The 19,343-nt window shown below is 47.9% G+C and carries 20 protein-coding genes; 5 read left to right on the top strand and 15 right to left on the bottom strand.

Annotated features, from left to right (window positions below; all coding sequences use genetic code 11):
- Nucleotides 1-12 precede the first annotated feature (12 nt).
- Nucleotides 13-495, bottom strand: coding sequence for a transcription elongation factor GreB (gene greB, locus PL85_RS00170; RefSeq protein ID WP_010319306.1), 483 nt, complete (start codon nt 493-495; stop codon nt 13-15).
- 343 nt (nt 496-838) lie between these two features.
- Between greB and PL85_RS00165 the strand changes: the two genes are divergently transcribed.
- A complete protein-coding gene (locus PL85_RS00165) occupies nt 839-3,169 on the top strand; it encodes a Tex family protein (protein ID WP_115339446.1) in 2,331 nt (776 codons plus the stop codon).
- Between the two features lie 149 nt (nt 3,170-3,318).
- Here PL85_RS00165 and PL85_RS00160 read toward each other — a convergent pair whose 3' ends face one another.
- The gene (locus PL85_RS00160) at nt 3,319-3,789 is read right to left on the bottom strand and encodes a hypothetical protein (protein WP_026027513.1); all 471 of its coding nucleotides are present in this window, start codon (nt 3,787-3,789) and stop codon (nt 3,319-3,321) included.
- A gap of 267 nt (nt 3,790-4,056) precedes the next feature.
- The gene (bioH, locus tag PL85_RS00155; protein ID WP_096035901.1) at nt 4,057-4,821 is read right to left on the bottom strand and encodes a pimeloyl-ACP methyl ester esterase BioH; all 765 of its coding nucleotides are present in this window, start codon (nt 4,819-4,821) and stop codon (nt 4,057-4,059) included.
- 146 nt (nt 4,822-4,967) lie between these two features.
- Between bioH and PL85_RS00150 the strand changes: the two genes are divergently transcribed.
- The 4 genes from PL85_RS00150 to cysQ all read left to right on the top strand — a co-directional run bounded on the left by PL85_RS00150 (nt 4,968) and on the right by cysQ (nt 7,909).
- Nucleotides 4,968-5,669: a phosphoribosyltransferase family protein gene (locus PL85_RS00150; RefSeq protein WP_115339445.1), complete on the top strand. Its 702-nt coding sequence runs from the start codon at nt 4,968-4,970 to the stop codon at nt 5,667-5,669.
- 99 nt (nt 5,670-5,768) lie between these two features.
- Nucleotides 5,769-6,356, top strand: coding sequence for a Fe-S biogenesis protein NfuA (gene nfuA / locus PL85_RS00145; RefSeq protein WP_013855425.1), 588 nt, complete (start codon nt 5,769-5,771; stop codon nt 6,354-6,356).
- A 155-nt stretch (nt 6,357-6,511) separates the two neighbouring features.
- Nucleotides 6,512-7,057 carry an ADP compounds hydrolase NudE gene (gene nudE, locus PL85_RS00140; protein ID WP_013855426.1) on the top strand — a complete coding sequence of 182 codons (546 nt, stop codon included), beginning with the start codon at nt 6,512-6,514 and terminating at the stop codon, nt 7,055-7,057.
- A 24-nt stretch (nt 7,058-7,081) separates the two neighbouring features.
- Nucleotides 7,082-7,909, top strand: coding sequence for a 3'(2'),5'-bisphosphate nucleotidase CysQ (gene cysQ, locus PL85_RS00135; RefSeq protein WP_010319313.1), 828 nt, complete (start codon nt 7,082-7,084; stop codon nt 7,907-7,909).
- Nucleotides 7,910-7,988: 79 nt separating this feature from the next.
- Here cysQ and PL85_RS00130 read toward each other — a convergent pair whose 3' ends face one another.
- The 12 genes from PL85_RS00130 to gspC are packed head-to-tail and all read right to left on the bottom strand — an operon-like array spanning nt 7,989 to nt 19,215.
- Nucleotides 7,989-8,747, bottom strand: a complete 759-nt coding sequence (locus tag PL85_RS00130; protein ID WP_019282844.1) for a type II secretion system protein N — start codon at nt 8,745-8,747, stop codon at nt 7,989-7,991.
- Nucleotides 8,744-9,241: a type II secretion system protein M gene (locus tag PL85_RS00125; protein ID WP_013855429.1), complete on the bottom strand. Its 498-nt coding sequence runs from the start codon at nt 9,239-9,241 to the stop codon at nt 8,744-8,746. Before PL85_RS00125 ends, PL85_RS00130 begins: the two co-directional genes overlap by 4 nt.
- Before the next feature lie 10 nt (nt 9,242-9,251).
- A complete protein-coding gene (gene gspL / locus PL85_RS00120; RefSeq protein ID WP_013855430.1) occupies nt 9,252-10,463 on the bottom strand; it encodes a type II secretion system protein GspL in 1,212 nt (403 codons plus the stop codon).
- Complete coding sequence (gspK, locus tag PL85_RS00115) at nt 10,432-11,451, bottom strand: type II secretion system minor pseudopilin GspK (RefSeq protein WP_017048718.1); 1,020 nt, start codon at nt 11,449-11,451, stop codon at nt 10,432-10,434. Before gspK ends, gspL begins: the two co-directional genes overlap by 32 nt.
- Entirely contained in the window at nt 11,438-12,091 is a 654-nt protein-coding gene (gene gspJ, locus PL85_RS00110) for a type II secretion system minor pseudopilin GspJ (protein WP_017048717.1), read from the bottom strand. The genes gspK and gspJ overlap by 14 nt, the downstream gene beginning before the upstream one ends.
- On the bottom strand, nt 12,078-12,440 hold the full coding sequence (gspI, locus tag PL85_RS00105; RefSeq protein ID WP_047688027.1) for a type II secretion system minor pseudopilin GspI: 363 nt from the start codon (nt 12,438-12,440) through the stop codon (nt 12,078-12,080). The genes gspJ and gspI overlap by 14 nt, the downstream gene beginning before the upstream one ends.
- Nucleotides 12,424-13,002, bottom strand: a complete 579-nt coding sequence (gspH, locus tag PL85_RS00100) for a type II secretion system minor pseudopilin GspH (protein ID WP_115339444.1) — start codon at nt 13,000-13,002, stop codon at nt 12,424-12,426. The genes gspI and gspH overlap by 17 nt, the downstream gene beginning before the upstream one ends.
- 34 nt (nt 13,003-13,036) lie before the next feature.
- On the bottom strand, nt 13,037-13,480 hold the full coding sequence (gene gspG, locus PL85_RS00095) for a type II secretion system major pseudopilin GspG (protein WP_010319321.1): 444 nt from the start codon (nt 13,478-13,480) through the stop codon (nt 13,037-13,039).
- 50 nt (nt 13,481-13,530) lie between these two features.
- A complete protein-coding gene (gene gspF / locus PL85_RS00090) occupies nt 13,531-14,751 on the bottom strand; it encodes a type II secretion system inner membrane protein GspF (protein WP_017045694.1) in 1,221 nt (406 codons plus the stop codon).
- A complete protein-coding gene (gene gspE, locus PL85_RS00085; protein WP_019282846.1) occupies nt 14,751-16,250 on the bottom strand; it encodes a type II secretion system ATPase GspE in 1,500 nt (499 codons plus the stop codon). Before gspE ends, gspF begins: the two co-directional genes overlap by 1 nt.
- Nucleotides 16,247-18,280 carry a type II secretion system secretin GspD gene (gene gspD, locus PL85_RS00080; protein ID WP_115339443.1) on the bottom strand — a complete coding sequence of 678 codons (2,034 nt, stop codon included), beginning with the start codon at nt 18,278-18,280 and terminating at the stop codon, nt 16,247-16,249. Before gspD ends, gspE begins: the two co-directional genes overlap by 4 nt.
- A gap of 38 nt (nt 18,281-18,318) precedes the next feature.
- On the bottom strand, nt 18,319-19,215 hold the full coding sequence (gene gspC / locus PL85_RS00075) for a type II secretion system protein GspC (protein WP_228209217.1): 897 nt from the start codon (nt 19,213-19,215) through the stop codon (nt 18,319-18,321).
- Nucleotides 19,216-19,343: the final 128 nt, after the last annotated feature.

Here is a 19,343-nt window from a genome sequence, read left to right as displayed (position 1 = left end):
CGAATACTCCGTTCACTGCCCTTTTTCATACTCAATCGAGTTAATAAACCACTCTTTGATACCGGTGGGCGTGGGCACTTGCACCTCGTCATCAACCTCTTTTTTCAGCAGAGCACGCGCCATCGGTGAATCGATGGAGATGTAATCTTTCGCGTCACCGTAAATCTCTTCTGGGCCCACAATGCGAAAGCGCTTTACATCACCCGCTTCATTTTCAATTTCCACCCAAGCACCGAAAAACACTTTCCCCTCTTGTTGAGGCGAATAATCAACTATCGTCACTTCCGGTAAAAATTTTCTCAAAAAACGAATTCGGCGATCAATTTGGCGAAGTAAACGCTTATTAAAGGTGTAGTCTGCGTTTTCAGAGCGATCCCCGAGGCCAGCAGCCCAAGTGACTATTTTGGTAATTTCTGGCCGTTTTTCATGCCAAAGATGGTCATGCTCTGCCTTTAATTTATTGTAGCCCTCACGGGTAATCAGTTTGGTCTTCAAGATCTTTTTCCATTACACAGCGCCGCACATTCAAGGTAGCCGCGGGTTATACATTCATCACGATGGCTTGCTACTATACTGTCATTTTCGCTCGGCACCAACTGACTGAACTTATCTTTAGCCACCAAACTCATCTTCAGTTTTAGCGCTGCCAACGCTGAAAAATGACATCAAAATCACACGCGTTACGTGACCTCTTCGGCACAATCGGGTAGAAGGTTATCTCACTAATCTCATAACAGCGCGCCGTTAGACTAGAAATAAGTCTAACGTGCCCCAATAGTTACCCTATTCAAACCACCCTGAGTGGTGGTGCTACTGAACTACAAAAGAGAAACCACGGATGAGCCAAGCTATCTGCAAATTGATCGCACAAGAGCTAAATGTGCGTCTTGAGCAAGTGACAGCGACTGTCACACTTATTGATGACGGAAACACCGTTCCTTTTATCGCCCGTTACCGTAAAGAGGTCACGGGTGGGCTAGACGACACCCAACTGCGTACCTTAGACAGCCGTTTATCCTATCTGCGCGAGCTCGATGATCGCCGCCAAACCATTCTGAAATCGATTCAAGAACAAGGCAAGCTCACCGCTGAGCTAGCACAAGAGATCAACCAAGCAGACAGTAAAACTCGCCTTGAAGATCTCTATTTACCCTACAAACCTAAGCGTCGTACTAAAGGTCAAATTGCGATTGAAGCAGGGCTTGAACCCCTGGCAGACAAGCTGTGGAATGAAGCGCAAACCGACCCTGAAACCGAGGCCGCGAACTATGTGAACACCGAGAAAGGGATCAGTGATATCAAAGCAGCACTGGACGGTGCACGCGCCATTATCATGGAACGCATTGCGGAAGATGCCAACCTGCTGGACAAAGTGCGCCGCCATTTGACGCGCAGTGCCGAATTGGTTTCTCGCGTAGTCGAAGGCAAAGAGCAAGCAGGGGAGAAATTTAAAGATTACTTCGCGCATAATGAAACGCTCAGTAAAGTGCCTTCACACCGAGCATTGGCCATGCTTCGCGGCCGCAATGAAGGCTTTTTAAGCTTGAGCATGAATGCCGACCCAGAGCAAGAAGAGGGCGTGCGCCAATCGTATTGCGAAACGCTGATTGCACAACACTATGGCATTCACTTAAGCAGCGCCCCTGCCGATGGGTGGCGCAAACAAGTGATCAGTTGGGCGTGGCGCATTAAAGTGTCAATGCACATGGAAACCGAACTGATGGGCGCAATGAAAGAGCGTGCCGAAATCGAAGCGATTGAAGTGTTTGCCACCAACTTAAAAGATTTGTTGATGGCCGCACCGGCTGGCCCACGCGCCACTCTCGGCTTAGATCCTGGTTTGCGAACGGGTTCGAAAATTGCGGTAGTGGACGCCACGGGTAAGGTACTGGCGACCGAGACGATTTATCCGCATCAGCCGCATAACCAACATGACAAATCAGCGAAAATTGTTGAGCAGTTGGTACGCCAATTTAACGTCGATTTGATTGCGATTGGCAACGGTACCGCATCGCGCGAAACCGATACTTTTGTCGCTGATGTCATTAAGCGCGGCAACCTGAAAGTGCAGAAAATCATTGTTAGCGAAGCAGGGGCCTCGGTCTACTCAGCCTCTGAGTTGGCGGCCAAAGAGTTCCCCAATATGGATGTGTCGCTACGCGGCGCGGTGTCGATTGCTCGCCGCCTGCAAGATCCACTTGCCGAGCTGGTGAAAATCGATCCGAAATCGATCGGTGTGGGCCAATACCAACACGATGTCAGCCAGTCGATGCTCGCCAAACGCTTAGATGCGATTGTTGAAGACTGCGTCAACGCGGTGGGCGTGGATGTGAATACCGCCTCTGCCGCGCTGTTAACACGCGTGGCTGGCTTGTCTAACGCACTGGCGCAAAACATCGTTGATTATCGTGATGAAAATGGACGCTTCGCTTCACGCGCTACACTGAAAAAAGTCGCGCGCTTAGGGCCAAAAGCATTTGAGCAATGTGCGGGCTTCTTACGCATTATGGATGGTAAAAATCCACTCGATGCCTCTTCGGTTCACCCAGAAGCGTATCCAGTGGTGAAAGCCATCGCCGAAAAAAATAGCAAAGAGATCAAAGCATTGATCGGCAATAGTGAGTTTTTGCGCAATTTACACGCCGTCGATTATACCGACGAGCATTTTGGCCTACCGACTGTCACTGACATCATCAAAGAGCTCGATAAACCGGGCCGCGATCCACGCCCTGAGTTTAAGACCGCGACCTTTGCTGACGGCGTGACTGAAATGAAAGATCTGGAAATTGGGATGATTTTGGAAGGTGTGGTATCGAATGTGGCCAACTTTGGTGCTTTTGTTGATATTGGCGTTCACCAAGATGGCTTAGTGCATATCTCTGCGTTGACTGATCGTTTCATTGCCGACCCGCGTGAAGTGGTGAAAGCGGGCGACATCGTCAAAGTCAAAGTGATGGAAGTCGATGTGCAGCGAAAACGCATTGCACTCTCGATGCGCTTAAACGATGAGCCGGGTCAAGATAACCGCAGCCAACGCTCTGGCGCAACAAGTGGCAACACGCGTTCGCATCAAAATAGTAGCCAACCGCAACGCCGTCGTGAAGAGCCACAACAAAACGCTGCGATGGGTGGAGCTTTCGCCGCCGCCTTTGCTAAAGCAAAAAAATAGCGGCGATGCGTAACTTACTGGATAAACGAATCACAGTGAAAAGCACCTAACCGCGTCGCTCATACCAGAGCCGCAAAAAACACAAATCCCCACTGTGGCCAACGCCTAAGTGGGGATTTTATTTATCGCGATAAGTCGCATTCATCGACCTACAACACCGCAATCACTTCAGAAGGCGTATTGGGTGCAACCGCGTGACCATAATAGTACTTAATTACAGTTCGCCGGCGCGCCATTTTGCCTTCGGTTATCGCAGCATCAATAATGTGTTTAGGTAACCTAAACCGCATCGTATAGCTTTTACCTTGATCCTTGCTGTAGGTGGCGAGAGCGAGCAAGTCAAACAGCCTTTCGAGCTCGCTTTTCTGCTCCTCTTGATAAGAAGTCGATGTTTCGTATTCGGTGCCAACCTCATAGCTTGGATGCTCTGAAGGGTCCCATGACGACTGTTTTCGTCTTTTATCATCCGCCTTTACCTTACGCTCAGCGTTGGTTTTAGCCAGTTCGACGGTTGGCATCACAGGGGCGCGGATCCGATTGTCACGCGCGGCCTGTTCCGTTTGCACATTAACCGATGGGGCGATAAGTGGCACACTTACGTTCGTTGGTGACACCATCATAGCCGAAACCTCCTCAGTATCGCCCGCCCCGATAGACCTGCTTTCGCTCAGCACTACTGGGTTAGACTTTATATCGACCAGATTGCTCAAACTTTTAGCAAATTTATTTTTAATTTAACATTTGTACCCAACGGCTTGACGTTTCAGGACGCTACAGATAAAGACAGCAAACGGGTGAATCCCCATGAGAGAGATCAACGATGTGATTGAGGTGAGCCAACACAGCTGTAGCTTTAAGTAGAAAGACATTGCATGGGTATCAATGCCTTAACGTGCAAAGGCGATGAGCTGCTGGCAAAAATCGTCCAGTTCAGTGATGAACGGTGCGTGGGAGGAATTGCCAAAAATGTACTGCTCGCTATTGGGCAAGGTTTTTTGCAACTCTTGCGCCACCTTAACCGGCACCAAACCATCAAGCCGACCATAAAGACGAAGCATGGGAATCGAGAGTGCTGTCAACGGCTGGCGCAAATCCACCTCCGCCAACATGACCAAACCCGCTAACAATGATTGTGGGTTCGGCGATGGCCGTGATAACACCGCTTGTTTTAGGTATTTGACATCTTGCTTTGCCTGAGGGCTGCCCATCGCTTGCAGTGCCATAAAGCGCTCAACAGTAGCCTGAAAATCGTCCATTAACTGTTCAGTAAAGGCACTGAGCACTTGAGGGAGAATGCCACGCCACGGTTTCTGTGCTGCAAATTTAGGAGAACTCGCCACAGTGACCAATTTGCTCACATAACTTGGGTGATGCAGTGCCATATGAGTCGCCACTAACCCACCCAAAGACCAACCGATCCAAATGGCTTGTTTAGGCGCTTGCATGATTAGCGCTTGCGCGATCTCTTCTAGATCAGCGGCGTGGCTAGCAGCGCTGTGACCATAACCAGGCAAATCAACCACGTGCACACGAAAATGTCCTTTAAGCACATCGACCGCCTGCTGCCATACTGCACCATTCATCCCCCAACCGTGCACCAAGACAAGATCATCGCCCTCGCCTGAGGCTTGCCAATATAACGCTGTGGCCATGCTCACAAATTCTCCTACTAAATTCACACTTCTTCGCTGAAAAAATACCGATCATACACTCACTGACTTGAAATCACGGTCAACACAAAGACTGATTCAAGTTGCAAGAGTATAACCATACTTCGTTTCACAGCTTTGGTTGAGTTATGTTATCGCATTGGATTCAAAAAACCATCACTCGCTTGGTAAGCCGTCAGTGTCTACTGTGTCGTTTACCGATTGAAACTCACCAAACTGGGGCTTGGTGTAAGACCTGCCTAACCTATTTTTCACCGCAACCTCGCTGCCAACAGTGCGGCCTGCCAACGCTTATTACCGTGCCTCAATGTGGGCAATGTTTAGCGAATCCTCCGCCTTGGCAACGCCTATACTGTGTCGGCGACTATATTTTTCCGCTCAGTCACACCATTCATCAACTCAAATATGAAGGTCAATTTTGGCAATCTCGCCATTTGAGTGCCTTACTGACGCCACGTATCGACACTCCCGCCCCGCTCATCACTAGCGTTCCGTTGCACTGGCAACGGCGCTTAAAACGCGGCTTCAATCAAAGTGCACTACTTGCCTCTCAATTAAGTCAACAACTGGGGGCTAGCTGCGATAACCAGTTGATCAAACGCAATCGCGCAACGCCCCAGCAGCAAGGGCTTTCTAAATTACAGCGCAAACAAAATCTCAAACATGCATTCACACTACGACACCTTCCCACGCACAAGCACATTGCACTTGTTGACGATGTCGTGACCACGGGCAGCACCGTGCAGCAAATCTGTCAATTACTGCTTGAAGTCGGTGTCGAAAGGATTGATATTTACTGCATATGCCGCACTCCTGAACCTAAAGATTAACCAACACGGTTTTATTTAGCGCGTAAAAAGGACTGGATCCGCCGTGTTTCAGGAGTAGAATGGCAAGTAATAACCTATAAATTTACTCAGGTATTCGTCGTGTCAAATTCTATTATTATTACCGAAACAGCCCAAACCCATTTCGGCAAGTTGCTTGGGCAACAGCCTGATGGTACTAACATCCGAGTTTTTGTAGTCAATCCAGGCACTCAAAATGCAGAGTGTGGCGTCTCTTACTGCCCACCCGAGGCAGTGGAAGCGACTGATACTGAAATTGCCTTTGAAGGTTTTTCTGCGTATGTCGATGAACTGAGCTTGCCGTTTTTAGAAGACGCAGAGATCGATTTCGTCACTGATAAAATGGGTTCACAACTGACACTTAAAGCTCCGAATGCGAAGATGCGTAAAGTGTCTGATGACGCAAGCCTGATTGAACGTGTGGAATATGCGATTCAAACTCAAGTCAACCCGCAGTTAGCTGGCCATGGTGGCCATGTCAGCTTGGTTGAAATCACCGAAGATGGTATTGCGATTGTCGCCTTTGGTGGCGGCTGTAACGGTTGTTCAATGGTCGATGTCACCCTCAAAGAAGGCATTGAAAAAGAACTGCTTCAACAATTTGAAGGCGAATTAACCGCGGTGCGCGATGCTACTGAACACGATCGTGGTGAGCACTCTTACTACTAGTGACTCGCTAAATACGTGGATTACAGAAAAACGAAGCCGAGATGAGATTCTCGGCTTTTTTATACTTAAAATCATTTGCCGCGCTCAAGTCCTTTTCAATTAAGGTCATTTTCTCATATAGTTAGAAAAGTCATTTGCCTTACGGGAATTAGTGTATGCCAACCAGAAAACTGCCCGAAATTTTAGCCCAAAGAACGGCAGCTCAATCGACCCTGTTTACCATCGAATCATTAGATTTACGCTTTTCTAACGGCGAACAGCGCACCTATGAACGAATGAAACCGAGCGGCCGGCATGCAGTTATGATGGTGCCAGTAACGGCACAAGGAGATTTACTGCTGGTTCGAGAGTATGCCGCTGGCACTGAACGCTATGAGCTCGGATTCCCTAAAGGTTTGATTGACCAAGGAGAAAGTCCGCAACAAGCAGCAAATCGTGAACTCAAAGAAGAAATTGGTTTTGGCGCAAGCACCTTAACCCCCTTAAAAGAGGTGGTACTTGCCCCCTCTTACTTTTCGAGCAAAATGACACTCTTCTTAGCACAAGATCTATACTCAGAAGTAATGGAAGGCGATGAACCCGAACCTTTAGAGGTCATTCGCTGGCCTCTGGCCCAAGCAGAAGAGCTACTGACTCACCTCGATTTCTGTGAAGCCCGAAGTATTACCGCACTACTGCTTGCTCTGCGCAGCCTAAAATAACAAAGTAGAGCTATAGGATTGATGATGCCAACAGCCAATAATTTATCTTACTTACTGCCTGACGTAATTGAAATCGCTCGCTCTGCCGGGCAATTGATTCTCGATATTTATGAGAAGAAAAACTACGAAGCGTTCACCAAAAGTGACCACACCCCAGTCACCAGTGCTGATCTTGCTGCGCATAAACTGATCTGCGAACGACTGAGTGAACTCACGCCAGATATTCCTGTTTTGTCGGAAGAGGCGGCGGACATTAGCCTAGAAAAACGCAGCCAATGGCAGCGATACTGGTTGGTTGACCCGCTTGATGGTACGCAAGAGTTTATTGCGCGCAGTGGTGACTTTGCCACCATTATCGCACTGATCGAAGAAAACCAACCAGTAATGGGCGTCGTCTATGGGCCCGTTTCTGGCGTGACCTACTACGCCTACGCAGGCAAAGGCGCATGGAAGATCCCCGATATGTCTGAAAGCTTGCGTATTGAAACACACAAGCACGAAACCGTTGGGCAATCCATCGCGATTGCGATCAGTCGCCGCCAAGATATTAACCGTATTACAAGTTGCATGAGCAGCGCATGGAATTATGAGCTAGTGCCGCTGGGCTCGGCAGCGCTGAAAGCGTGTTTAGTCGCGGAAGGTGCTGTCGACTGCTATTTGCGTCTCGGCCCAACCGGTGAATGGGATACCGCCGCCACGCAATGCATCGTAGAAGAGGCGGGTGGACGCATCCTTAACACGCAACTGCAACCGCTGTCCTACAATGAGCGTGAAACGTTAGAAAACCCCAACTTTATTGTATTAGGGGATGCCGATTTGCCTTGGAATACCATTTTACAAGTCAAACCATAACGCCATTACCAATAAAAATGCTGAGCAATAGACTCAGCATTTTTATTGGGGTATGAAATGATTACGGTAAAAAAACCAATCAAAGCTGGCCTTGATAATTAAACTGATATTTACCTTGGTTGTCTGGCGCTCCAATCCACTGTAATTGCTCCGCCATTTCGGGTGGGAATTGCGCTTCAGGTTTAAACCATGCTTTCGCACTGTAACTCATGTCTGGTTGCAGCTGCAGGGCAAACTCACTGCTCATTTGATCACTGTTTTGCTGGCCGTTCAATGTCATCTGATTGCTTTGACATTGCAGATCTGCGACTACCGGACCAAGCGAGAGCTCTCCTAAAGGTGAGTCAACTCGGCCATGGGTCCACGCAAGTGAGCCTTCGGCAGATTCACACCACGGGCTATCATAGCGGTAATGGTTCAGGGACAACTCGACTTGCCCCTGAAAAGTCACTGGTACAGGCAGCGGAAACAGCGTCGCTAATTTATTAGCCGCGACAGAAACCACAACCTTGTCCGCATAAGGGCCAGAAAACCCCAGACCAAGATTGCCTTTGCCACGAACTCCCATATCACTACCGCGTCCAAAGCGTACCGCCACTTCAAACTTGGCCATCAGCAGTTGTGATACTTGAATGTCCCAGTTGAGATCGCCGACATTTTGCCCTTGCCAAAAGAGTTGCTGAGCACTACCAGACCACACCGTACCGTCAACACCAGTGACACGCATGACTTCGGAAGAGGAGAGTTGATTCATCACCAAGGAGGCCGGAATATGCGCGACCACACTGATGAGAAAAACCATTACAAGGAACCCGCTATAGAGCAATTTCTTTTTCACTCACCACCTCGCTTCAGTTGTAAGCGTTTTACTTCGACAACGCCACTTTGCTGAGCACGGTTGATGTCCATAAACTCGACATCGACACCTTGCTGCTCTTTTAGAAAAGCAAGCCAATCCACCAATTTAGAGAAAGGAAGTGGTTGTATCCAAACCTGCATCATTTCATCACGCGGTTGAATACGAATAAGCTCAATTTGAAAACGCTGCACACTTGATGAGATGACTTGATTGAGCGGTTGCGTCGTTGCCACCCCACCACCTTGTGCGCGCAATTGAGTAATGGCATCGGCCTTATCCGTCACCCAATTAAGCAATTGTCTTTCACTGATAATCCGGGCTTGCGCAAGCTCGGTTTTCTGATTAAGTGGCGCTAAAATGCCCCAGTAAATGATCGCAACCACACACAGCGACACACCACCTAACAGTAATTTCTGTTCACGAGGGGAAAAGGCCGCCCATCGTTGTTGAAGTGCACTCAGGCTATTTTTCATGTCACTAACCTCACTGGCTTTTCAGTATGAAGGTACCATTAACTACAGAACCCGAGCGGTTTAACTGCCCTTGCTCAACCACAAACTGCTTTTCCAATTTAAGGCGCGCTTGTTCAAAGCTTTCAAAATCATTACTTTGAACTTCAAGGCGAATTTCACCCCGATTGCCATCATATTTAACACTTTGCAACTGCATGTTCGGTACGCTGCCGATACTGCTGGGCAACTTCGACAACCACTCCAACATCGAACCATTGGCCCCACCGCCAGAGAGTCGAGCCGCTTCATCATTCATCAGTCTTTTCAGGTAACTGATAGTGGGTATTTTCTGTTTATCAGGGAAAACTGCGCGAAAAACACGTTCACTCTCCGCTCGATAAGCATCGGCTTGCGCTTCGTAGTGCCCAGCTTGCAAAAGATGGTGGCTGGTTGAAATTACAATCAACACCGCGGCCGCTAATGCGCATTTTTGCCATACTTGCCAATGCTTCAAAAACGAGGACTTGGTTTTAAAACTTCCCGTCAGTAAAGTCACTTTGCTCGCTATTGCTTGCTGAGTCAGCAACGCCATGACTAAATGAGGCTCGGCCTGTTGCCAATGTTGCCCTTCAGCCAATGTCAGCTCAGGGAGCGGGGTATACGCCTCTAGCGGTAAATAGTGCCCCTCTTGCTTGACCCATTCTGAAGCACTAAACAGCGTTAACCACTGCGGTTCAATGCTCACCCCTAAATACTCACCTTTACGGATTAACCATTCTTGGCCGATCTGCAGTGCCGACAACCCCTCTGATGCAGGGATAGCCAACACATCCGGTAATACCTTTTTCACGTCAAAACCCGCGGCTTTGAGCTCATCTAAGCGGGTACGCAACCAAGCACGATCCACCCCGACAACGTAAGCAGTGGAAGCGGTTTTATGCAAAATTGAAAAATGCAGCTCATCCACATCTTGTGCGATCTCATCTTCGATTAGATAAGGCAACATTGACTCTAAGCGACGAGCCGCCCCTGATGGAATCGCGACCTCAGTGAGAACTAAATCACTGGCAGCGAGCAGCACAATCGTGGCGCGTTCAGCCGCATAGCTAGAGAGCTGAGATAGCTGCTCCCATCCGGATATTTCACCGCTGGCAATCACTTCTTGCTGCTGTGTTGACCACACCAGCCAAGGTATTTCAGCGTCTTGTTGACTACTCAGCCGAACGGTCAGAAACTCGCTCACTGATCCCTCCAAAGCGACGGCGTATGACCGTTGCGGTTTCTCTATTATCACTAAACAATAAACTGCGAATACGAACTCGCGAGTCATCAACCAAGATTTGAGCATCCAGTTCAAAATAAGCACTATCGACAGCTAAGTACTGTTTCGCTTCTTCTTTCACTTTGCTCTCCACAGCAGCCAATGCGGCCTCTGCGAGAAAATTGTCTACCGAAGCCCAGCCATCAAATGGTCGGCTCTCGAGTAAGTTTTTTGCATCCCCTTCACTTAAGTGCGGGCTGAACATCGCCACCAATAACTTGGCATGATCGGGTTCCAAGGTATTGATATTCAACCGCCAATCATCAGTGGGGAGAGTACAGATATAAGGCGCTATTTTATTCATTACATCACCGCTCACCTGCTGAACCGCGCGCAACTCACTGTTATCCGCAAGTAAACTATTCGCCGCCAGATAAGCAGGCGACATTGATTCATACTGGCTGTCTTCTACGCCATAAGAGGACTGCACATCTGAATCGCCATCAATATACTCCCAAGCCGAATCGGCAATCACTTCGGCTTGATAGCTGTCGACCTCAAGCTCTTCCAATAACCGTTGCAACACTTGCACTAAATAGGGTTTTTCGACACTCCCTGCCGCAGGTCTGGCTCTCGAGAGTACATTCAGGTTAAAACAAGCCTGTTTATCAAGGATGCGCCCTTTCAGAGTGCCGTAATCCAATGGATACGTTTGCTCTTTCATCGCCCAAGGTTGACTTAAGTTAATCGTTTCGTTGTCTTTGTAGCTCTGCTCGATAGCGACTTTGGCTAAAGCTTCACTACCCACACTATACCAATAGGCTTGCTGGTAACTAATTTGATTATTCGCTCTTTGAAACTGTGTGAATAAACGTTCAGACATGGTTGCGGCAATCGACACCATAATCGCCAACAACAGCAAGATAACGATTAACGCCACACCGCGTTGGGCTCGATTAGGGTGCGCCATTATTATCAGCCTCTTTATTGGTCGAATTGATGCCACCACCAGCAGTAAGGTAGATACGCTCAATCTCGCCGTAATCTTTCAGCGCCAATTTCACGGCCACCGCCTGTGGGATTTTCAAGGCATCACTCCACTCTTCACTCCATTTATCTTGGTTATAAAAGCGCAGAGATAGTGACTCAACATCATGTAACAATGGCGTGATGATCCCTTCTTGCCCTGCAGGAGTATCAGGATAACGCCACCATATACGCTCTAACACGCCCTCTTTAATTCGGTAGCCGACCTTAGTGACTTCCCCGCGTGGAAATTGCTGCTGTGGGTTATGCCAACCTAATCGTGCAAACAGCACTCCTTTTTGATCGGAGTCGAGCAAGTACTCTTTCCAAATCAGCATCTGTTGACTTGGCTCTTCACCATTGGTGCGAAATTGACGCGTTGCCATCTGCCGAAAATCGCCATCCATTAACACCATGGCGCGCTGCAATTCGTTCAAACGTTGGCTACGTTGGGCTGAAATCTCATTACTGCGCTGGACTTGGTTCAATACTTGGTAAGCACCAACGCTCAAACTAGCGAAAATCGCAATCGCCACCAGCACTTCAATCAGGGTAAAGCCTTTGTTTTGTTTATTTGGCGACATAACTTCTCACTGTCACCAAAGGTGATCCTTCTTTTTCACTAGCCACGCTGACATCAAAAGCTTTCAATAAATTATCCGCAGTAGGTACTAAAGTGACTTTCCAATACCAGGTTCGGCCCGCCAATACCTCACTGCCATTTTTCGCTTGTACGTTTTGAGGAGTAAGCATCACTTGCGCCATCTGGTTATCGACCACCATGGCGGCAAACGCTTTTTCTTCCAAATAACTCACGGTATTGATGTGTTGGCTGACCGAACGGATCACACTGATGGAAGCGGTGGCAAAAATAGCCAGCGCCACCAAGACTTCTAACAGCGTCATCGCTTTTTGTTTACCCATCAATCGCATCTCCCGGAGCGAACAGCGTGATTTCCCCGTTTTCTTTCACTACCACTCGCCAGCCTTGCTCTGCATCTTGCTGATTAAGGTGGATGCTCAGGACAAAAGGGGTCAGCTCACCACTCGATAAAATAAACACCTGTGGTGGTAATTGTTTTTTTTGCTCGCCTTCATCAGCAAACTTATCGTCATCAAACAGACTGCCCGGTTTGAAGAGTCGATCGTCGTTTTTCCATGCACTTCCTCCCAGCTCAAACTGGAGAGATAATCCCTCAGGCAGTTGGAGCTGTGAAGCCATTGTCTTGCTCTCTAGCGGCTGCCATCCCTTGTCCTCCATCGATAGGAAAACCAGATGCGATTTTTTTTCATCGACCCGCAAACCAAAATCTTTGCCACTGAGAATGGCTTCTTCATTGCTCAGTTGTAGACGCTGATAAAGGCTCATCGCGTACTGTTTCGCATCATCGTTGTTCGTGCTAGGTAGCGTCGATATAACGGCCACAGCACTGAGCGAGAGCAGCACGAGCACCAGCAGTATTTCGAGTAGGGTAAAACCGCGTTGAGATAGCATCAGATAAATGGGGCGGCTAAGGCCGCCCTCTCTCTTATTGGAAATCTTGCATGTTCCAGTTGCCTATGTCGGCACTGGCGCCTTCGCCGCCTTCTTGACCATCAGCACCCAGCGTGAAGATATCAATCGTACCGTTATCACCAGGGCTTAAGTATTGATAAGGGTTGCCCCAAGGGTCATTTGGCAAACGGCGAATATAACCGTTATCGCGGTAGTTGCGTGGCTCAGGATTCGACGGCTTGGTCACTAGCGCTTCTAAGCCTTGATCTGTCGTTGGGTACACGCTGTTGTCTAATTTATACATATCCAACGCATTTTCGAGTGCGACAATATCGGTAATCGCTTTTTGTTGGTCAGCTTTTTCTTTATTACCGAGCAAATTAGGCACCACAAAACTCGCCAAAATACCCAAAATAACCACAACCACCATCACTTCAAGCAAAGTAAAGCCCGACTGTTTATTTGTTTTTGTTCTCATTCCAATCTCCAACATAGTTTGGTCGTTATCATTGCAGAATTCAGTCATGATCAACGACTCATTAAATTATTCATTTCTAAAATCGGCATCAAGGTCGCCATCACGATAAACAGTACCAACCCAGCCATCAATGCAATCAGTGCCGGGGTAAAAATACCTAATGCGATGTTGACCGTCGATTCAAAACTCGCGTCTTGGTTATCGGCCGAGCGCGTCAGCATACTTTCGAGCTCACCACTTTGTTCTCCACTGGCGATCATATGCAGCATCATCGGTGGAAATAACTTGGTTTGCTCAAGCGCTTTACGCAAGCTCGACCCTTCGCGAACATTGTCAGCCGCCAACAATACTTGTTGCTTGACGTATTTATTGGACATCACATCCACCGCTACACGCATCCCATCCAAAATAGGAATCGCACTGGAGGTACAAATCGACAAAGTTCGCGCAAAACGCGCGGTGTTGAGACCGCGAGTGATTTTGCCAATCAACGGCATGCCGATGATTTTTTTATCCCACTTCAACCGCAAATTCGGCTTGCTTAACAACCATCGGACGAGATAAATCAAGATCACCAATAGCACCAGCAATTGGACACCCCAATGCTGGATAAAATCACTTGAGGAGAGTAAAAATTGAGTCGACTTCGGTAATTCTTGCCCCATTTGGACAAATTGTCCGACGATTTTAGGCACCACAGCCGCCAGCAAAAAAGCCACAATACACACCGCGAACACAACCAACACCACTGGATAAATCATCGCTTGTTGTAACTTGGAACGCATTTTTTGGCGATTTTCAGCATAGTCTGCTAAACGCTCAAGCACCGAATCCAAATGGCCTGATTTTTCGCCCGCTTCAACCATCGAACGAAACAGGTCATCAAAGATGTGTGGATAATCACCCAAGCTGTCTGACAAGGTATAACCCTCAGTCACTTTGGAACGAACAGCGGCTAACATGGTGCGAATACGCGGTTTTTCCGATTGTTCAGATACCGCTTTCAAACACTCTTCCAATGGCATGCCTGACTGCACTAAAGTGGATAACTGGCGAGTAATGAGCGCTAAATCCGGTGTACTGATACCGCGCTTAAAACTCAAAGGCGATTGCTCACGCTGAGCCGCTTTCGCTTGCGTCTCAATGAGTTCAATCGGTATAAGCCCTTGCTCTTTTAAGCGCTGGCGAACCTGCCGAGCATGGTCCCCCTCAATAACACCCTTTTTTTGTTTGCCTTTGGCGTCGAGCGCTTTATATTCAAATGCTGCCATTATGCTTCCTTCGTCACTCGCATCACTTCTTCAAGTGAGGTAATGCCTTTCAGCACTTTATCAAGCCCGTCATCACGAATGCTCGGTGTTTTCGCCCGCACCGCTTTTTCAATCGCTTGCTCTCCGGCTTCGCTATGAATTAAGGCTTGTACCTCATCATCAATCAGCAACAATTCATGTATGCCCGTTCGGCCTCGATACCCTTTGTGATTACATTTGTCACAGCCCTTCGGACGATACAGTGTCAGCGACTCTTTTTTCTTACAATTGAACAGTTTTTTCTGCTCATTGTCGGCTTGGTAGGCCTCTTTGCAATCGGGACATAAGGTACGCACTAAGCGTTGTGCCAATACGCCAAGCAGCGATGATGAGATCAAAAAGGGTTCAATTCCCATATCGCGCAAACGTGTTATCGCACCGATGGCGGTATTGGTGTGCAAAGTCGACATCACCAAGTGCCCAGTTAAAGACGCTTGCACCGCAATCTGCGCGGTTTCTAAATCACGAATTTCCCCAACCATGACCACATCCGGGTCTTGACGCAAAATAGCACGTAATCCTCGTGCAAAAGTCATGTCCACTTTAGGATTGACTTGAGTTTGGCCGATACCATCAATATCGAACTCAATCGGGTCTTCCACGGTTAAAATATTACGCTCGTTGCTGTTGAGTTCTTGCAGGCCAGCGTACAAGGTGGTGGATTTTCCTGAACCGGTTGGACCCGTCACCAAAATAATGCCATGTGGTCGTTTGATTAATTGACGGAAGCTTTCGTGGTTGGCGGCCGTCATTCCTAGACTGTGCAGATCTAAGCGCGTGGCGTTTTTATCTAGCAAACGCATCACCACACGCTCACCGTGAGACGAAGGCATGGTGGACACGCGAACATCGACCGCTCGGCCGCCAATGCGTAATGAAATGCGTCCATCTTGTGGTACACGTTTTTCAGCGATATCAAGCTTAGCCATTACTTTGACGCGTGAAACCAGCAACGGCGCTAATTTACGACTCGGCGCTAACACTTCACGCAGTACTCCATCGACACGAAAACGAATCGACAAGATTTTCTCAAAGGTTTCAATGTGAATATCCGACGCGCCCTCTTTGATCGCTTCGCCAAGCATGGCGTTGATCAATTTGATGATGGGCGCATCGTTTTCTGACTCTAACAAATCTTCATTTTGTGGCAGCTCTTCGGCTAATGAGAAGAAATCATCACTGTCAGCACCGATATCTTCCATTAACTGTCGCGCTTCTGACGAGTCTCGTTGGTAAGCTTGGGTTAACTTACTTTCAAATTCGGCCAGTGAAATTTCAACCAAGTTGAGCGGCTGTTTCACGACTCGTTTCACTTCGACTAATGATTCGATAGCCAGCGGAGCGACATAAAATAACGTCGGTAGCTCGTTGTCTTCTACCAGCTCTAATACCAATTTAAAACGATTGGCAAAGCTAAACGGTAAACGACGGTAGTGAGGTTGCGACAAAACTTCGGTCATTGCTGTTTTTCCATTTGTTCGATAAAGGCTTGTACTTCCGCAGAATGGTTGCGCTCATCGCCAAACTTAGGCAGCACAGGAATATTGTCGTTCGCCATCAACTTCAAACCGCGATCAGCGTTATAAAGCTGCTCTGCACGAATGTAGTTGTACTTACGCTGAGTGATGCCATCGGCCGTCATGCCATCACGAATGATGGTCGGCTTAATAAAGACCATCAGGTTTTTCTTCTCAACTTGGGTACTGGTCGATTTGAACAAATAGCCTAAAACCGGTATATCGCCTAATAGTGGGACTTTGGATTCACTTTCGACCGCGCGCTCATCAATCAACCCCCCCAGAACTAACATTTGCCCGTCTTGAATGATGACCGATGTGTTTAATTGACGCTTTGCAAAACGGACATCGACGGCACCATTCGCTCCTAATACGTTGGATACCTCCTGCTCAATTTTCAATTGAACTGAGTCGCCTTCGTTGATTTGTGGTACCACTTTCAGCTTGATACCGACCTCTTTGCGTTCTACGGTTTGGAAAGGATTATCGTTATTTGCGCCCGCGCTCGAACCTGTCAAAACAGGCACCTCTTCGCCCACGATGAAGGAGGCTTCTTCATTATCCATCACCGTAATACTCGGTGATGACAAGATGTTCGAGTTGGAGTCACTCGACACGGCGCTGATAAGGGCCGTCCAGTCGCCCATCACTAAGCTCATGGCTGCACCATTGACCGCACCGAGCGCTGACGCCAAAGTAGAGTAATCCCCTTTCTTCGTTGTTTCTTCGTAGTATTTTATTGCGCCTGTTGAGCTATCTCGAATCGGTTTTTTCTCAACGCTATCTTTGGCTTCTTCTAAACCAATCATTACCTTACCGATTGGCGCGCCCGCGTTGCCATACTGAATCACAGAGCCGTTATCGAGTGAGCCCCATTGCACGCCTAAGTTGATGCCATCCCCTTCTGCCATTTCAACAATCAGCGCTTCAATCAATACCTGAGCGCGACGAATATCCAACTGCGCAACCACATCTTCTAGTTCTTTCATGATGTCTTGCGGAGCGGTAACAATTAAGGAATTGGTCGGTGCATGTGCTGAAATCATCACTTCGGTGCGTTGTGAACTTTGCCCCGTTTTTTGCCCAGACTGTTTTTCGGCCTGCAAGTTGTCAGACACCCCTTTCAGCACATCAACCAAATCTTCCGCTTTCGCATTCTTTAGATAAATGACGCGGTTATTGCCTCTTGTTGCCATCTCAACATCAAGCTGAGTGATCAATCGCTTTAGACGTTCACGGACTTTAGGATCACCTGAGATCAAAATCGAATTGGTACGATCATCGGCCACCAGCTTAGGCTGCAAAAACTCTGGAGTATTTTTGGCATCCGTGGTTTTGTTTAATGCCTCCACAATACGCACCATTTCAGCGGCAGATGCATTACTTAGTTCCACAACCTCGATGTCTTTGTCACCAGCTTGGTCAACTCGTTTGATGATATCGGCTAAACGGTTGACGACCGCAGCACGACCTGTAATCAAAATAATGTTCGCCGGATCATAATGCACTACGTTGCCCGCTCCTGCGTTATCGATCAACTGGCGCAGCAAAGGTGAAAGCTCTCGTACCGAAACATTCCGCACCGCAACAACGCGCGTGATCACGCTATCACCGTTCTCTTTTCCTTCATCGCCAACGACAGGAATCGCAGACGTTTTGGCATCTTTCGACTTGATCACTTTGAGCACGCCGTTGTCCATTTCCACCACGGCAAAACCATACACTTCCAATACATTCAAAAAGAAGCTGTAGTATTGCTCTTCATTAAGCGTGTCATAGCTGCGGACATCGACTTTCCCTCGAACTGAAGGATCAACAATGATTGTTTTTTCAAGATTACGGCCCACGATATTGATGAATTCTTGAATATCGGTGCCTTTAAAGCTGGCACTAAAATCGTTTGCCATGGCTAACGGCGATGACAACAAGCCACCCATCAATAACCACGTCGTTTTGTTTAACCAATGCTTCACGTCTTACTCCCTAAACTCATGCTCATGCATCAGTCTGTCTAAAATTGGATATAAATGTCATGGGATTGCCCGTCTCTTTCGACTGTTAAGTTCATTTCGGTTAACTCAGAGACTGACTGAAAAATCTTATTCATGGCGTCTGGGTCCGTTAAATCCTGACCATTTAACGCGATTGCGACATCGCCATCTTGTAGCCCTACCGACTCAAACAGCTCAGGAGATTGCCCGGGGCTCACTCGGTATCCAAGCACTTTGTCATCACGTTTCACTTGCGACAGGCGTACATATTTAAAGATTTCTTGCGGATTGCTGGCAATAGCGGCGCGAATGTCATCCAACTTCTCTTCTGCAGACGCTGGGTTATTACCACGCACATTCGACGCAACAACGCGCTCAGGCGTTGCCACACTCGGTTTATGATAGTCAATTCCATCCAACATCAAGGTTTCATCGCGCCCTGAGTTATCAATAATAACGCGATCATTGAACACCGCTTTCAATTTGACACGGGTTCCTTCGATGACTTCGTTAACACCATAGGTCGCTTGACTGCCACGATTTGCGATTACCGCTAGACTCTTACTCGGTTCATTGCTCGCCACCACCCCAACCAATAATAAGCTAAGGCTGGTTTTAGGTGCATCTTTGACCACAGGCTGTGCGGCTTCGACCTTCTGCTCGCTATAGCGACCAAATAAACTTCCTTGTTGTAAAGAAGAGAGATCAAGCGAACGCGCCGCATTCGGCGTTGATGCGATTGCTCTTGGAGACCAAGGCGTTATATCAACCGCGTTTTGCTGAATCAGCCACACCATTTTTCCTAGAATCCAAGCCGACGTGACCAGCAATACTAAGGTAAGAAATTGGCTGATTGGTTTCTGCCATTGCGGTATTTTTTGTAGCAAACCTGCTTGCCATAAGCGAGATGAGGTCATACTGCTAAAATCGATTCGCCTCAAAAGATGTCCTTACTGATATTTTCTTACTTCAACCATGATATTTCACATTCATGAGCCGTTAGCCAGACGAAAACCGGCGGATTGGCCTCAAACTATACTTCCAT

Origin of the sequence: Vibrio anguillarum (assembly GCF_001989995.2) — a bacterium.
In the GTDB taxonomy this organism is placed as follows: Bacteria; Pseudomonadota; Gammaproteobacteria; order Enterobacterales; family Vibrionaceae; genus Vibrio; species Vibrio anguillarum.
This window is presented reverse-complemented; position numbering and strand designations above follow the sequence as displayed.

Bases quoted from the DNA above. Each gene is read 5' to 3' on its own strand.
- PL85_RS00150 (WP_115339445.1), top strand. From the start codon at position 4,968: ATGTTATCGCATTGGATTCAAAAAACCATCACTCGCTTGGTAAGCCGT.
- gspJ (WP_017048717.1), bottom strand. From the start codon at position 12,091: ATGTCGCCAAATAAACAAAACAAAGGCTTTACCCTGATTGAAGTGCTG.
- nudE (WP_013855426.1), top strand. From the start codon at position 6,512: ATGCCAACCAGAAAACTGCCCGAAATTTTAGCCCAAAGAACGGCAGCT.
- gspE (WP_019282846.1), bottom strand. From the start codon at position 16,250: ATGACCGAAGTTTTGTCGCAACCTCACTACCGTCGTTTACCGTTTAGC.
- bioH (WP_096035901.1), bottom strand. From the start codon at position 4,821: ATGGCCACAGCGTTATATTGGCAAGCCTCAGGCGAGGGCGATGATCTT.
- gspC (WP_228209217.1), bottom strand. From the start codon at position 19,215: ATGACCTCATCTCGCTTATGGCAAGCAGGTTTGCTACAAAAAATACCG.
- gspI (WP_047688027.1), bottom strand. From the start codon at position 12,440: ATGCGATTGATGGGTAAACAAAAAGCGATGACGCTGTTAGAAGTCTTG.
- PL85_RS00125 (WP_013855429.1), bottom strand. From the start codon at position 9,241: ATGAAAAATAGCCTGAGTGCACTTCAACAACGATGGGCGGCCTTTTCC.
- gspG (WP_010319321.1), bottom strand. From the start codon at position 13,480: ATGAGAACAAAAACAAATAAACAGTCGGGCTTTACTTTGCTTGAAGTG.
- gspH (WP_115339444.1), bottom strand. From the start codon at position 13,002: ATGCTATCTCAACGCGGTTTTACCCTACTCGAAATACTGCTGGTGCTC.
- cysQ (WP_010319313.1), top strand. From the start codon at position 7,082: ATGCCAACAGCCAATAATTTATCTTACTTACTGCCTGACGTAATTGAA.
- PL85_RS00165 (WP_115339446.1), top strand. From the start codon at position 839: ATGAGCCAAGCTATCTGCAAATTGATCGCACAAGAGCTAAATGTGCGT.
- gspK (WP_017048718.1), bottom strand. From the start codon at position 11,451: ATGGCGCACCCTAATCGAGCCCAACGCGGTGTGGCGTTAATCGTTATC.
- PL85_RS00160 (WP_026027513.1), bottom strand. From the start codon at position 3,789: ATGATGGTGTCACCAACGAACGTAAGTGTGCCACTTATCGCCCCATCG.
- gspF (WP_017045694.1), bottom strand. From the start codon at position 14,751: ATGGCAGCATTTGAATATAAAGCGCTCGACGCCAAAGGCAAACAAAAA.